This window comes from Priestia sp. 3CA3, from assembly GCF_056836725.1.
Map to the genome: position 1 here is coordinate 55,387 of NZ_JBXENJ010000008.1, position 14,457 is coordinate 69,843.

The window sequence follows — 14,457 nt, forward strand, 5'->3', positions numbered from 1 at the left end:
AAAGGAGACATGTAAAATGAATATTGTCACATTAAACAACGGCTTAAAAATGCCTCAGCTTGGATTTGGCGTATGGCAAGTAGAAGATAACAAAGCAGCAGCTGCAGTGTCAAAAGCAATTGAAGTTGGATATACCTCTATCGACACAGCTATGATTTATAAAAATGAAGAAGGAGTAGGTCAAGCGATTAAAGAATCTTCTGTTACTCGGGAAGAGCTGTTTATTACAACAAAAGTTTGGAACAGCGACCAAGGCTATGAAAATGCACTACGTGCGTTTGATGAAAGCCTAGAACGATTAGGACTTGATTATGTGGATTTATATTTGATTCACTGGCCTACTCCTCAATATGATGAGTATGTGGAGACGTATAAAGCATTAGAAAAGCTTTATCACGATGGCAAAGTAAAAGCAATTGGCGTCTGCAACTTTGAAATTGAGCATTTGGAGCGCTTGTTAAATGAATGTGACGTAACGCCTGTTTTAAACCAAATTGAGTGCCATCCGTATCTTGCTCAAAATGAATTAAAAGAGTTTTGCGCCAAACATAATATTTTCGTGGAAGCATGGAGCCCTCTTGATCAAGGAGGAGAAGTGTTACAAGACGAGGTTATTCAAAAAATTGCTGAAGTACATAGCAAAACTCCGGCTCAAGTTGTATTGCGCTGGCACTTACAGAACAACACAATTGTCATTCCTAAGTCAGTTACACCGTCTAGAATAGAAGAAAACTTTAACGTGTTTGATTTTGAACTTACTGCTGATGATATGGCAGAGATTAATGGATTAAACAGCAACCGCCGCAAAGGTCCGCACCCAAGCGACATGAACGTCCGATAACGTTTAAAAAATAAAATTGTGCAGCCGTGAATCATCGCTGCTATAAGAAATAACAATTTTATTTCAGATTATTTAAAATTTTCTTAAATAATAATTGACAAATGATTAATTCAGCGTAATACTTAGTGTAGGTACCCTAGTTGCTTTAAGTTGTACAGCTTAAAGTGTATAGTGATTTAGTCATTTAGCGATTGTATGTATAAGTGAAATACTGATTATTAATAAAAGCCCATAGTGTAAGTAGGTTAGTTTATAGGGGGCTATATCAAAAGGAGCTTGTTTCCTCTTTGATATAGCCCCTTTTTGTGTTCAAAAAGAAAAGGCAGTCTACAGTTTAACAAGGGAGCGGGTATGATGTTTATTCAAATTGATGGAAATTCACTGACGTTCGACCAAATTTACAAAGTTATTTACCAAGGATACTCCGTGAAAATTAGCGATCACGCAGTTGAACATATACAAAAAAGCAGAACGTTAGTTGAAGAGAGCGTTACGAACAACAACGTAATTTACGGAGTGAATACGGGATTTGGAAAGTTTAGTGATACGGTTATTTCAAAAACAGACTTAGCTGATCTGCAGATTAACCTGATTCGCAGTCATGCCTGCGGACTAGGAGAGCCATTTTCGTTAGAAGTAAGCAGAGTCATGCTGCTTTTACGAGCGAACGCATTAGCTAAAGGGTATTCCGGAATACGACTGGAAACCTTGCAGCTTCTTATCCATTGCTTAAACCAAAACGTAGTACCGGTTATCCCGAGTCAAGGTTCGCTTGGAGCTAGCGGTGACTTAGCCCCGTTATCACATCTAGCGCTGCTGCTAGTTGGAGAAGGAGAAGCTGTATATAATGGTCAGCGAATGCAAGGAGAAGATGCTTTAAAGCTAGCAGGGCTTGAACCTATACAATTACAGGCAAAAGAAGGGCTAGCTTTGATCAACGGCACTCAGGCAATGACGGCTGTAGGAGTAGTTTCGTACCTTGAAGCTCAAAAGCTCGCTGATCTTGCTGACGGAATTGCAGCACTGACATTAGAAGGTCTGCAAGGTATTGTAGAAGCATTCATGCCTGAGTCACATGCAGTAAGACCTTACCCGGAACAACAGCAGGTAGCTGCCCGAATTCTTTCGTACTTAGAAGGCAGTCAATTAACTACTTCTCAAGGTCAAATAAGAGTGCAAGATGCTTACTCACTGCGCTGCATTCCTCAAGTTCATGGTGCTATTTATCAAGTTTTAAATTATGTAAAAGAAAAGCTGTTAATTGAGATTAATTCAGCAACTGATAACCCGCTCATCTTTGCTGACAGCGGCAAAGTAATTTCTGGAGGGAATTTTCATGGGCAGCCCATTGCGTTTGCTATGGATTTTCTAGGAATTGCAATGGCGGAGCTTGGGAATATTTCTGAACGGCGCATTGAACGAATAGTAAACCCTCAGCTTAGCGGGCTGCCCGCATTTTTAAGTGCAGATCCAGGTCTAGAGTCCGGGCTCATGATTACTCAATACGCTGCGGCTTCATTAGTTTCCGAAAATAAAGTATTAGCGCATCCATCAAGTGTTGATTCTATCCCATCTTCAGCGAATCAAGAAGACCATGTCAGCATGGGAACGACTGCTGCACGTCATGCTTATCAAATTATCCAAAATACAAGAAGAGTTCTATCAATCGAAGCAATTTGTGCGGCTCAAGCAGCCGATATTCAAGGAGTGGATAAACTTGCTTCAGAAACAAGAAAAATGTATTCAAGAATTAGAAAAACCGTACCAACCATTATGAAAGATCGAATTTTCTCACGTGATATTGAGGCGTTAGCAGCTAATTTCAAAATTTTTGTGCAAGATACGAATTATGAACTAGCACTGTAATAAAAAGTTAGTTTAACAGTTTTTCATTTTTATAGAGGAGGAAAACGAAATGGAGACAAAACAAAGTGGAATAAAAGCACCTCGTGGAACAGAACTAACGACAAAAGGCTGGGTACAAGAAGCCGCTCTTCGCATGCTTCTAAACAATTTAGATTCCGAAGTAGCAGAGCATCCGGAAAAGTTAGTCGTATACGGAGGGATCGGAAAAGCAGCCCGTAACTGGGAGGCGTTCGATCGTATTGTAGATACGTTAAAAGAATTAGAAGAAGATGAAACGCTTCTCATACAGTCCGGCAAGCCGGTTGCGGTTTTTAAAACGCACAGTGATGCGCCGCGTGTTTTATTAGCAAATTCAAATCTTGTTCCTGCTTTTGCGAATTGGGAGACGTTCCATGAGCTCGATAAAAAAGGGTTAATGATGTACGGGCAAATGACTGCAGGAAGCTGGATTTATATCGGAAGCCAAGGAATTGTTCAAGGAACGTATGAAACATTTGCTGAGTGTGCCAACCAGCATTTTAACGGAACTTTGAAAGGAACCATTACGTTAACAGCTGGATTAGGAGGAATGGGAGGTGCACAATCGTTAGCCGTTACGATGGCAGGCGGCGTTGTCATTGGAATTGATGTTGATCGCACGCGTATTGAAAAACGTATCGAAACAAAGTATTGCGATACGGTAGTCGAAAGTGTAGCTGATGCAATCACGTTAGCTGAAGATGCAAAAAGATTGGGCAAAGCGCTGTCCATTGGATTAGTTGGAAATGCAGCCGAGATTCTTCCTGAAATGATAAAGCGAGGATTTATCCCAGATATTGTGACAGATCAAACATCGGCACATGATCCGCTTAACGGATATTTGCCGATTGGAGTCAGCTTAGCAGAAGGAGAAAAATTGCGGAATACAAATCCAAATGAATATATAAAACAATCAAAAGCAAGTATGGCTATTCACGTTCAAGCCATGTTAGAGATGCAAAGAAAAGGCGCGGTTGCTTTTGACTATGGCAATAATATTCGCCAAGTGGCGCTCGATGAAGGTGTCGCGAATGCATTTGATTTCCCGGGATTTGTCCCAGCGTACATCCGTCCGCAGTTCTGTGAAGGAAAAGGACCGTTCAGGTGGGTCGCTTTGTCAGGAAACCCAGAAGATATTTATAAAACAGATGAAGTCATTTTACGTGAGTTTTCGGATAATACGCATCTTTGCAACTGGATTAAAATGGCGAGAGAAAAAATTGAGTTTCAAGGGTTGCCGGCTCGTATTTGCTGGCTAGGCTACGGAGAAAGAGCGCGCTTTGGAAAAATTATTAATGACATGGTAGCAAACGGAGAGCTGTCAGCGCCTATCGTTATTGGCAGAGATCATCTAGATGCCGGTTCTGTGGCTTCGCCAAATCGTGAAACTGAAGCAATGAAAGATGGCAGTGATGCAGTAGCAGACTGGCCTATTTTAAATGCATTAGTCAATACGGCAGCAGGCGCAAGCTGGGTATCCGTTCACCACGGAGGAGGAGTAGGTATGGGGTATTCTCTGCACGCTGGAATGGTTGTAGTAGCAGACGGGACGGAAGATGCCGCCAAACGTCTAGAACGTGTTTTAACAACAGACCCTGGCATGGGTGTTGTTCGTCATGTAGACGCCGGCTATGATAAGGCCATTCAAACTGCAAAAGAAAAAGGGATACAAATTCCTGCGTTACATGAATAAAAAAGGAGGGATACGTATGACTATTACGTATATCAAATGCGCTGAACAAGTCATTACGGTTAAAGGCGGAAGTAAGCCTAGACGAGAGGAAGAAATGTCAGCTCTAGGAATCATTGAAAATGGCAGCGTACTCGTGAAAAATGGAAGAATTGTATTTGTTGGACCTGACGTCAAAGCGCAGGAATACCTTGAGCATATCCATGAACCTATTAATATAATTGATGCCGAAGGAAAAATCGTAACGCCTGGGTTAATTGATCCCCACACTCACCTTGTGTTTGGAGGCAGTCGTGAAAAAGAATTAGAAATGCGCTTAAACGGGGCAAAGTATATTGATATTTTAAAAGCGGGAGGAGGAATTTTACAAACAACCGTTAGTACACGACAAGCAACAGAAGAGGAGCTAATCAAGCAATCTACAAAACGTTTAAATAAATTTCTGCAGTACGGAGTTACAACTGTCGAAGCCAAAAGCGGGTATGGTTTAAATCTTAAAGATGAAATCAAACAATTAAAAGTAGCGAAGAAACTGAATGAACAGCATCCAGTAGATGTTGTTTCAACCTTTATGGGAGCTCATGCGGTGCCGGTTGAGTACAAAGGGAATGAAGATGCGTTTGTTCAACACGTTATTGAAGAAATGATACCAATTGTTGCAAAAGAAGAGCTAGCGGAGTTTTGTGATGTATTTTGTGAAGAAGGTGTGTTTACAGTTGAACAGTCAGAGCGTATTTTACAAGCTGGAAAAGCATACGGACTAAAACCTAAAATCCACGCCGATGAAATTGTGTCTTTTGGCGGGGCAGAATTAGCGGCTAAAGTGGGAGCTGTGTCTGCGGATCATTTATTAAAAGCATCGGATCAAGGAATTAAGCAAATGGCTGAAAGCGGAGTTATAGCCGTTCTATTGCCGGGTACTGCATTCTTTTTAATGGAAGAGCCGGCGCGTGCTAGAAAAATGATCGAAGCAGGGGTACCGGTTGCTTTGTCTACAGATCGAAACCCAGGGTCTTCTCCTACGGAATCGCTGCCGTTTATTATGAATTTAGCTTGTTTAACGATGAAAATGACGCCAGCAGAAGTTTTAACAGCCTGTACGATCAACGCGGCTCATGCCATTGGCAAAGGGGATCAAATCGGAAGTATTGAAGTAGGTAAAAAAGCCGATTTAGTGCTATTTGATGCGCCCAATTACCAAACGCTGCAGTATAACTATGCCGTAAATCTTGTAGACACGGTATTAAAAGATGGGAAAGTTGTGGTTGAAGGCGGTGTTTTACATGAACTATCCGTACCCACAGCTTGATCCACCGCCTTTTTGCTGGCAGCGTCAAAGTACTTCTGACCCAAAAATAAGTGATTGGATTCAGACAGTTGAAGATGGGTGCAAAGTCGACTTTACATCGATAGATATTACGGTTTTGGGCGTGCCTCTTTCAAGATCCTCCATTAGCGCTTCTGGAGCCAGTGAGACGCCAATGGCCATGAGGAAACTCTGGAAATCCTTTAATCCGTATCATATTGAGTATGATACGGATTTGACTTCCTTGTCAGTGTTGGATTTAGGTGACGTCAAACAGCACGTAACGGATATAGAGAAGTCTCATCAGTATATAAAAGAAGCGATGATGTCTATGCGGAAATGTCATCCGCATGCGCTGCCTGTTATGCTCGGAGGAGACCACTCCATTACAGCTATGTTAGTAAAAGGATGGAAAGAGTCACATCCCGAACAGAAAATAGGAATTTTACAGTTTGATACGCACTTTGACTTACGAAGCTTAGAAGACAATGGCCCTTCTAACGGAACACCCATACGAAATTTAATTGAAAGCAACACAATTGATGCAACTCATGTATGGAATATTGGGCTTCACGGGTTTTACAACTCAAAATCGTTAAAGGAATATGCGGATAGCAAAGGCGTTCATTATGTAACGCTACTGCAAGCAAGAAAAGCGGGAGTAACTCATACGGTGAAAGAAGTACTAAAACAGCTGAGCAAAGAAGTAGACATGATCTATTTAACCGTTGATATGGACGTGTTAGATATTGCTTACGCACCTGGAGTTCCAGCAGGAACCACAGGGGGAATGAGAACGGAGGAATTGTTTGAAGCGGTATACACGGCTGGGAGTCATCCGCTTGTTCAAGCAATGGATATCGTTTGTCTAGATCCGCTGCGTGATGTAAAAGAAATAACTGTAAAAGCAGGCGTACATGTATTTTTGAATTTTTTAACGGGAGTTGTAAACAGAAAGTAAGGGAGTATACTTCCTTGCTTTTTTTATCGTTAAATAGCTGCTTACATAGGATTAATAAACTTTTTTTAGAGCGAGATAACATAACTTTAGAAGTGTGTATGGATTTTAGTAAATATATTTTTACTAAAATAAACTAATTATATTGTTTTTATTTAAAATTAGTAATAATATATTTACTAAAGAAGGTGAGTATCTTATGGAGGAAAAACTGGCTAAGGAATATATCGCTTTAATACCGGTTTTATTTGAAAACTTCAAGAACTTAAACAAGAATGAAGTGAAATTAACACATTTACAAAATCACGTAGTTGAATTCATGTATATGAAAAAAAGAGATTTGAATATTAAGGAAATTAGTAATGGATTAAATATTGCCAAACAACAGTTAACGAATGTTATCAGTGAATTAGAAAATGAAGGATATTTAATCAAAATGCCTGATCCGCGAGATAAGCGTGCAGTTTTAGTCTCATTAACGTCTAAAGGAAAAAATATTCAAGAAGAAAAATGGAGAGGGATTTATAGTAATTTCAATACAAATATCTCCAAATTAAATGAAGAAGAGCAAATAGACCTGCAGTTTGCTCTTCATAAATTAAATATTTTGTTAAAAAAGATGGAGGGATAAATTATGAACCAAAGAGAACGGATTTCACTCATTAGTGTAGGTGTTATAGGCGGGACAGTAATGGGAGTAATTTATAAAGATATATCCAACTGCTTGATTACAGGTGTGATTGTTGCTTCAATCATTACTTTAATGCTCAATCAAAAAGCGAAAAAAACAGCTAGATAGTATGAATAAACGTAAGACAGCACCAGCAAGTTGTGAACTCGACGTTCTGGTGCTGCCTCTATAAAATTTATCTTCTAGATGAACATTACGAAGCTGAATATGTTTTGAGAGCCTCAATCATTAAATTCCAAAATGCGTCTACATCAAGAGTTAAACCGAATTTAGCATTGGGTTTCCTCCCTGTGACTCCAAGCAAATCAACTGAAGTTGTTCCAGCCGTGTATTCTCCGCGTGTTTCTACTACAATATTAACTTCTTTTAGCGTAAATAGTTCTGGAGCTACACAATAAGCAACGGTCAATACATCGTGAACAGGAGGGCCATTAAATCCAAAGGTTTCTTTATAGGTAGATTTAAAAAATGCTAATAATTCCCCGACCTTTTTTGCTACGTTATTATCGATGTTCATGACTTGGTTAATAACGTCATCTGTTGCAACGGCTTGATGCGTAATATCTAACCCCATTACTACGAGTGGGATGCCGCTATCGAACACTTTTTTAGCCGCTTCTGGATCTGCCCAAATATTAAACTCAGCCGTTGGCGTCCAGTTCCCGAAGGTTCCACCGCCCATAAGGATAATCTCTTCAATGTCTTCTTTCATTTCTGGAGCTTTCATTAAAGCTAAGGCAATGTTTGTTAAAGGGCCTGTAGGTAAAAGTGTAACGGGATCTTCTGACTCTTTTACCATTCGTATAATAGTATCTACTCCGTGTTCTTCACTCCAGCTGCGAGACAGAGGAGGGAACTCAGGGCCGTCTAACCCTGAATCACCATGTATGCTAGGAGCGTTTTCACGCGTGCGAATCAATGGTTCACTTGCTCCTTTTGAGACAACCACGTTATGTAAAAATACTAAATCACACACTTTCAAAGCGTTCACTGTCGTTTTTTCAATTTCTGCGTTTCCCGAAACAGTTGTGATCGCTAAAATATCTAATTCCGGTCGTGCGGCAGCCAAAATAATAGCAATAGCATCATCATGACCTGGATCACAGTCCATAATAATCTTTCTTTTTTTCATTATGATCACCTCTATAGAATGGATAAATTGCTGTTAATTTTGCGTGGGTTTTATTTTCTCTAAAATAGCTTCTGTAAACTCCAATGTAGAGGCATGTCCGCCTAAATCTTTCGTTTTCACTTCATCTTGAAGCGTTTGATAAAGTGCGTGTTCTACTGTAGCAGCCACTTTTGTAAGTTTGTAATCCGCATGTTTTTCAGCTAGCCATTTGAGTGTAGTATTTTTTTATGTCTATAGATTAAATTCTTTTATCTTTCGTTTTGCCCCTTTTTAAAAAAAGAACTAGCTAATGGTTTCATGCTCCAGATTTTCTATCAACTAGCTTCTTAATTGGCGTTATTAAATTTTAAAAAACACCCAATTAACACCTAAAACACATTTTAATTATATCATAATTCAGAAAATTAAATGGTTATACGTTGGCACGAAAATTGCTTGTACTATATGTGAAGAACACAAGAGAAAGGAGCAATGTGTAGCTGCAGATAAGGAAGCTGCTTTTAAAGAACGAGATGTCTGTTTAAAGTTACTATTTCACAATGAAGGGGAGAAGAAGAATGAGTGAACCGCAAAAGGAAATGAGTTCATTAAATAAGGTACGGAAAAAAGAGAGAAAAATAAACGTTTTTGCTTTATTGTTAGGCTTTCTTGTGATTGCTACTATTTTAACGTATATCTTGCCAGCCGGAGAATACGCACGTGTAGAAGTAGACGGACGAACAACGGTAGATCCTCAGTCGTTTAAATGGATTGGTTCTACACCTGTTGGATTCTTTGATATGGTCAAAGCGATACATACAGGAATGGTAGAAGGAGCCGACATTATCTTTTTTGTATTAATTATCGGCGGTTTCTTTGGTGTACTAAGCGCTACGGGGACAGTAGATGTATTGATTACAACGATGGCTAAAAAGCTTGCTACTAGAGAAAAATTATTAATTCCTGTTATGATGCTATTTTTTGCGGTAGGCGGTTCTTTAATGGGGATGGCGGAAGAAACGCTAGCTTATATTCCTCTTTTAATTCCGCTGGCACTTGCTCTTGGATTCGATGCATTAACAGGGACTGCTATTGTTTTAATTGGCGCATCGGCTGGTTTTACTACGGCCGTTATGAATCCATTTACAGTAGGTGTTGCACAAGGAGTAGCAGAGCTTCCTATGTTTTCTGGAATGGGCTTTCGTCTCATCTTATTCGTAGTTGTTTATGCTGTTTCAGTATGGTTTGTCTACCGATATGCGATGAAAGTGAAAAGAAGTCCTTCTATAGGAACATACGGAAAATACAGCATAACTAATGCACATAAACTTTTAAACTCTGATGCGAAGTTAACTAGAAAGCATAAATGGATTATGGCAGCATTTCTTGTTAACTATGTAATTCTTGCTTTTGGTGTTATTAAATATAAGTGGTACATTACTGAAATTGCCTCTCTGTTTGTGATTTTGACAGTGGTGATTGGGATTATTGGAAGGCTCTCTGTTGAAAATACGGTTAAGTCGTTTACAAACGGGGCAGCAGCACTAGTTGGAGGAGCGCTTGTTATTGGAGTTTCTCGCGCAGTTCTTGTTGTTTTAAATGAAGGTCATATTGTAGACCCTATGCTTCATCAAGTATCTGGAGCTATTCAACATATTCCGGGATATTTAAGCGTCATCGGAATCTACAACTTCCAAGCGCTGATTCATCTTATTTTAGCGTCTGGAACGGGTCATGCGATGCTGACGATGCCAATCATGACCCCTCTTGCAGATTTGCTTGATATTACGCGACAAACGGCTGTATTATCTTTTTCTTTTGCAGACGGCATCGGAAATATTATCTTCCCAACGGCTGGAACATTGATGGCTGGCTTAGCGATTGCGGGGATTTCATGGACAAAGTGGGCAAAATGGGTGTTGCCGTTAGTCCTTATTCAATATGTGATTGGTCTAATAGCCGTTGTGATTGCTTATTTTATCAATTACGGGCCATTTTAAGAGATAGAAAAATGTAATTTGTAAGTTGAGCTTACTAGGAGGAATAGAAGTTGTTAACCTTAATCAAAAACGCAGAAGTATATGCACCACAGCACTTAGGAAAAAAAGATATATTGCTTGCAGACAGCAAAATCATCCTTATAAAAGATTGTATTGATCATGTAAATACGTCCATTCCTATTAATGTTGTAGATGCCGCTAATCACATTATAGCTCCAGGCTTCATTGACTCACATGTTCATATTATTGGCGGAGGAGGAGAAGGTGGATATAAAACACGCACTCCTGAACTAATGTTAACCGATGCAACAACTGCCGGTGTTACAACTATTGTAGGTGTACTTGGAACAGACGGTACAACAAGAAGAATGGAAAACCTTCTGGCCAAAGCAAGAGGGTTAGAAGAAGAAGGGATTAGCTGCTTCATTCACACAGGTTCCTATCAAATACCGGTAAAAACGTTAACTAATAGCATTGAAGAAGATCTTATTTTAATTGATAAAATTATCGGAGTAGGTGAAATTGCCATTTCCGACCACCGTTCTTCTGAACCGACATTTGAAGAACTGGTGAAGGTGGCTGCCGCTGCTCGCAATGGAGGGATTTTATCAGGGAAAGCCGGAATATTAGAGATTCACGTAGGAGACGGAGAACGAAAATTATCTTTATTGAATCACATCGCAGATAAAACAGACCTGCCAATTCGTCAGTTTCACCCTACACATATTAATAGAAATGAAGAGCTGTTTAAAGAAGGAATTCAATTTGCAAAGCGAGGCGGATATGTAGATTTTACGACTAGCACGATCCCTCACTTTTTAGAAGAAGGCGAAGTTAAGTGCAGCAAAGGGTTACGCATCATGCTGGAAGAGAAAGTGGCGATTGACAGCATTACGTTTTCATCCGATGGAAACGCGAGCCTGCCGTTTTTTGATGATAACGGAGATTATAAAGGTCTTCAAGTTGGAAAAGTGTCTTCTTTATTTCAAGAAGTACGAGATGCAGTATTAGAGGAATCAGTACCGTTAGAAACAGCTCTTCAAGTCATTACTTCTAATCCTGCCAAAGTATTAAAACTGTCCAATAAAGGGCATATTCAACCCGGAAAAGATGCAGATTTAGTCCTTTTAGACAAAGAGACGCTAACAATTAAAACGGTTTTTGCTCAAGGTAAAGTAATGGTAAAAGACGGTGTCCCTGTTGTGAAAGGAACGTTTGAATAACAGGTTTTAGATATCATTTATCGAAAGTATCGCGGAAAGGATACGAGCTAATTAGAGAAGGGTATTAAAATTTGCGTGGAAAGGATCTTTCAAATGAAAAAGAAACTGGTTTCATGTCTCATCAGCTTTACATTACTTTCTTCGTTGAGTACACCCCTGCTTGCAAAAGCACAAGAAAATACTGAGGGCATTAAAGGCAGCCTTGTTATTGCCGGCGGAGGTGTAGGAACATCCAATCACGATATATATGAAAAATTTCTCTTGCTTGCTGGGGGAAAAGAAAAAGCCAAAGTAGGGATTATTCCAGCTGCTAGCACAACGCTGCAGTCTTCTGAAAAGTTTAAGGAAGACCTCGTGAAATACGGAGTAAACTCAGATTCTATTCAAATTCTTCCCATTTCCAATCACGATTTTTCTGACACACAAAAAGATGAATCGACTTGGAAGAATCAAGTGAACGACAAGAAGTTATCCCGTACGATTAAAGGACTAACGGCAGTTTGGTTTGTTGGAGGAGACCAAACAAAAATTGTGGATTCCCTTCGTGAAAATAATGGAAACGATTCTGAAGCGTTAAAAGCTATCTGGGATATATATCGTAAGGGAGCAGTTATCGGAGGTACAAGTGCAGGAGCTGCAATTATGAGTGACGTCATGATTACAGGAGGAGACAGTCTAGGAGCTTTAAAAGAAAGTATAGGAAACAAGGAAAATAAACATGTAAACGAAAAGCAACACAATAAGAAAGAATACGAGCCTCTATCAGTTCAAAAAGGGCTGGGATTTTTCCAACACGGCATAATTGATCAGCATATGGATGAACGAGCACGACTTGGACGACTGGCAGTAGCTGCGTATAATGCTGAACGTGACAAAGAAAAAAACTTTGCATACGGTGTAGACGAAGATACTGCTATGGTCGTTAACAATAAAGATCAAAAGGTTGAAGTCGTTGGAAGAAGCGGAGTAGCTGTATTAGATATGAGCAAAGCTAAGCTTATATCTAAGCAAAAAGTGCGTTCAGGCTTAGAGAACATAAAAGTCAGTTACTTATCTCCTGGAGATAAAATTAACTTTCATTTAAAGTCATTTGAATTTCCAAAAGATAAAGTAGAAACAAAGGGGTTTGAATATTATTCCTTTAACGTACTGCCTGCTACGGGTGTTTTTACACCGTATGGAAGATTAAAGGCTTATTTATCATATTCTTTCGTTGATAATAAATCAATGAAATCTGCTAACAGCTATGTTTATGACAGTAAAGGGTCTGGATACGAAATTGCTTTCCAAAAGGATAATGACACAAACGGCTACTGGCGGTATACTGATGGACAAAAAGATGATTATTCCATTGTCAATGTAAGAATGGACATTACACCTAAAACCGTAAAATTTCAACCGGATAAAAAAACTAGTTTAACGTATAAAAAACCTACTTTTTCTTCATCTGAAAGTCCTGCATACGACGAGATTAAAGGTAATCTCTTAATTGCAGGAGGAGCGCTTGGAAGCAGTAATTCAAGCGTGTATGACAAGTTTATTACTCTTGCAGGAGGAAAGCAGGCCAAAATAGGGATTGTTCCTGCAGCAAGTACTAAGTTCGACTCCTCTAATCAGTTTAAAAGTGATTTAGTTAAATACGGAGTGAAGGCAGAAAATATAGAGATTTTACCTATTTCAAACCACGACTTTAAAGGAACTTCTGAAGATGAGTTGACTTGGAAAACAAATATGAACAGTGATAAACTAGCCCAAAAAGTTAAAGGGCTAACAGGCATTTGGTTTGTAGGAGGAGATCAAACCTTGATTACGGGCTCCTTGCGTAATGAAAATGGTTCGGACTCAAAAGTTTTACAAGCCATATGGCATACGTATAAAAACGGGGCAGTACTTGGCGGTACGAGTGCCGGAGCGGCAATTATGAGTAATACTATGCTGGCTGGCGGAGATAGCTACGGAGCGCTTTCATACGGATTTACAGACACGTACGATGATATGGCTCAGCAAGAAGGCGGTCCTGCTTATTTAGAAAAAGGGCTCGGCTTTTTCCAATACGGTCTTGTAGATCAGCATTTTGACAACAAAGCAAGACTAGGACGCCTTATTGCAACAGCATATGAAAAAGGAAATAAAAATCAGCTTTCTTACGGCATCGATGAAGATACTGCTATGGTGGTAAACAATAAAGAAAAACAAATAGAAGTTGTTGGAAGAGGCGGTATTACGCTAGTTGACTTAGCAAAGGTACAGGCAAATGACAAATTTCCGAGTGATTACAAAAATATTCTTATCTCTTGTATTACGCCAGGTGATAAAGTAAATATCACAACAAAAGAAATCGTCATAAACCCAGCTAAAACATCTACTAGAAAAAATGAATACTACAGTGAAAAGGTTGGGCCAAACACGGGTCTTTTCTCTCCGCACGGTGTATTAAGGAAATTTTTAGCTTACGATCTTATCGATAACGCTCAGAGCAAAGAAATAAAGAGCTATGCGTTTAACCAAGGCAAAGGTTTTGAGCTTACCTTCAGAAAAAGCCCTGAAAGCAATGGCTATTGGGCTTATACCGACGGTCAAAAAGACGATTACTCTATTGTGAAAGTAGCCTTAGATATCAAACCAATAAACGTAGACATTAAATGAGAAAAAAGTAATTCAATGCATCTAGCACTTTAGCATATCGTGCCTCCACCCATTAAAGTGGAGGCGCTTTTTTCTACTTATTTTTATTTACAAAAGGGACAAACGTC

General features: G+C 39.4%; 12 protein-coding genes. 10 read left to right on the forward strand and 2 right to left on the reverse strand.

Annotation, left to right across the window (positions count from 1 at the left end; genetic code table 11):
- The first annotated feature begins 16 nt into the window (after positions 1-16).
- The 7 genes from AC1VNJ_RS20580 to AC1VNJ_RS20610 all read left to right on the forward strand — a co-directional run bounded on the left by AC1VNJ_RS20580 (position 17) and on the right by AC1VNJ_RS20610 (position 7,478).
- Positions 17-841: an aldo/keto reductase gene (locus tag AC1VNJ_RS20580; protein WP_482641225.1), complete on the forward strand. Its 825-nt coding sequence runs from the start codon at positions 17-19 to the stop codon at positions 839-841.
- Positions 842-1,195: 354 nt separating this feature from the next.
- The gene (gene hutH / locus AC1VNJ_RS20585) at positions 1,196-2,707 is read left to right on the forward strand and encodes a histidine ammonia-lyase (RefSeq protein ID WP_482641226.1); all 1,512 of its coding nucleotides are present in this window, start codon (positions 1,196-1,198) and stop codon (positions 2,705-2,707) included.
- Positions 2,708-2,756: 49 nt separating this feature from the next.
- Positions 2,757-4,418, forward strand: a complete 1,662-nt coding sequence (gene hutU, locus AC1VNJ_RS20590) for a urocanate hydratase (RefSeq protein WP_482641227.1) — start codon at positions 2,757-2,759, stop codon at positions 4,416-4,418.
- A 16-nt stretch (positions 4,419-4,434) separates the two neighbouring features.
- Positions 4,435-5,724 carry an imidazolonepropionase gene (gene hutI, locus AC1VNJ_RS20595; protein ID WP_033578524.1) on the forward strand — a complete coding sequence of 430 codons (1,290 nt, stop codon included), beginning with the start codon at positions 4,435-4,437 and terminating at the stop codon, positions 5,722-5,724.
- Positions 5,699-6,682: an agmatinase family protein gene (locus AC1VNJ_RS20600; protein WP_328153307.1), complete on the forward strand. Its 984-nt coding sequence runs from the start codon at positions 5,699-5,701 to the stop codon at positions 6,680-6,682. Before hutI ends, AC1VNJ_RS20600 begins: the two co-directional genes overlap by 26 nt.
- 196 nt (positions 6,683-6,878) lie before the next feature.
- Positions 6,879-7,310 (forward strand): MarR family winged helix-turn-helix transcriptional regulator, encoded by a 432-nt coding sequence (locus tag AC1VNJ_RS20605; RefSeq protein WP_033578526.1) that lies wholly within the window; start codon positions 6,879-6,881, stop codon positions 7,308-7,310.
- Between the two features lie 3 nt (positions 7,311-7,313).
- On the forward strand, positions 7,314-7,478 hold the full coding sequence (locus AC1VNJ_RS20610) for a hypothetical protein (protein WP_165573357.1): 165 nt from the start codon (positions 7,314-7,316) through the stop codon (positions 7,476-7,478).
- A gap of 85 nt (positions 7,479-7,563) precedes the next feature.
- On the opposite strand, the gene AC1VNJ_RS20615 is transcribed toward AC1VNJ_RS20610, so the two are convergent.
- Entirely contained in the window at positions 7,564-8,502 is a 939-nt protein-coding gene (locus tag AC1VNJ_RS20615; protein ID WP_482641228.1) for a nucleoside hydrolase, read from the reverse strand.
- A gap of 33 nt (positions 8,503-8,535) precedes the next feature.
- Positions 8,536-8,670 (reverse strand): hypothetical protein, encoded by a 135-nt coding sequence (locus tag AC1VNJ_RS20620; RefSeq protein ID WP_328132784.1) that lies wholly within the window; start codon positions 8,668-8,670, stop codon positions 8,536-8,538.
- 389 nt (positions 8,671-9,059) lie between these two features.
- Here AC1VNJ_RS20620 and AC1VNJ_RS20625 point away from each other — a divergent pair, with 389 nt between their 5' ends.
- The 3 genes from AC1VNJ_RS20625 (at position 9,060) to AC1VNJ_RS20635 (ending at position 14,350) form a co-directional block, all read left to right on the forward strand.
- Positions 9,060-10,481: a YfcC family protein gene (locus AC1VNJ_RS20625; protein ID WP_028413919.1), complete on the forward strand. Its 1,422-nt coding sequence runs from the start codon at positions 9,060-9,062 to the stop codon at positions 10,479-10,481.
- Between the two features lie 50 nt (positions 10,482-10,531).
- Positions 10,532-11,704, forward strand: a complete 1,173-nt coding sequence (gene iadA, locus AC1VNJ_RS20630; RefSeq protein WP_482641229.1) for a beta-aspartyl-peptidase — start codon at positions 10,532-10,534, stop codon at positions 11,702-11,704.
- A gap of 93 nt (positions 11,705-11,797) precedes the next feature.
- Positions 11,798-14,350, forward strand: coding sequence for a cyanophycinase (locus tag AC1VNJ_RS20635; RefSeq protein WP_482641230.1), 2,553 nt, complete (start codon positions 11,798-11,800; stop codon positions 14,348-14,350).
- Positions 14,351-14,457 lie beyond the last annotated feature (107 nt).

Coding starts and splice junctions, on each gene's coding strand:
- AC1VNJ_RS20580 (WP_482641225.1), top strand. CDS start 17: ATGAATATTGTCACATTAAACAACGGCTTAAAAATGCCTCAGCTTGGA.
- hutH (WP_482641226.1), top strand. CDS start 1,196: ATGTTTATTCAAATTGATGGAAATTCACTGACGTTCGACCAAATTTAC.
- hutU (WP_482641227.1), top strand. CDS start 2,757: ATGGAGACAAAACAAAGTGGAATAAAAGCACCTCGTGGAACAGAACTA.
- hutI (WP_033578524.1), top strand. CDS start 4,435: ATGACTATTACGTATATCAAATGCGCTGAACAAGTCATTACGGTTAAA.
- AC1VNJ_RS20600 (WP_328153307.1), top strand. CDS start 5,699: ATGAACTATCCGTACCCACAGCTTGATCCACCGCCTTTTTGCTGGCAG.
- AC1VNJ_RS20605 (WP_033578526.1), top strand. CDS start 6,879: ATGGAGGAAAAACTGGCTAAGGAATATATCGCTTTAATACCGGTTTTA.
- AC1VNJ_RS20610 (WP_165573357.1), top strand. CDS start 7,314: ATGAACCAAAGAGAACGGATTTCACTCATTAGTGTAGGTGTTATAGGC.
- AC1VNJ_RS20615 (WP_482641228.1), bottom strand. CDS start 8,502: ATGAAAAAAAGAAAGATTATTATGGACTGTGATCCAGGTCATGATGAT.
- AC1VNJ_RS20625 (WP_028413919.1), top strand. CDS start 9,060: ATGAGTGAACCGCAAAAGGAAATGAGTTCATTAAATAAGGTACGGAAA.
- AC1VNJ_RS20635 (WP_482641230.1), top strand. CDS start 11,798: ATGAAAAAGAAACTGGTTTCATGTCTCATCAGCTTTACATTACTTTCT.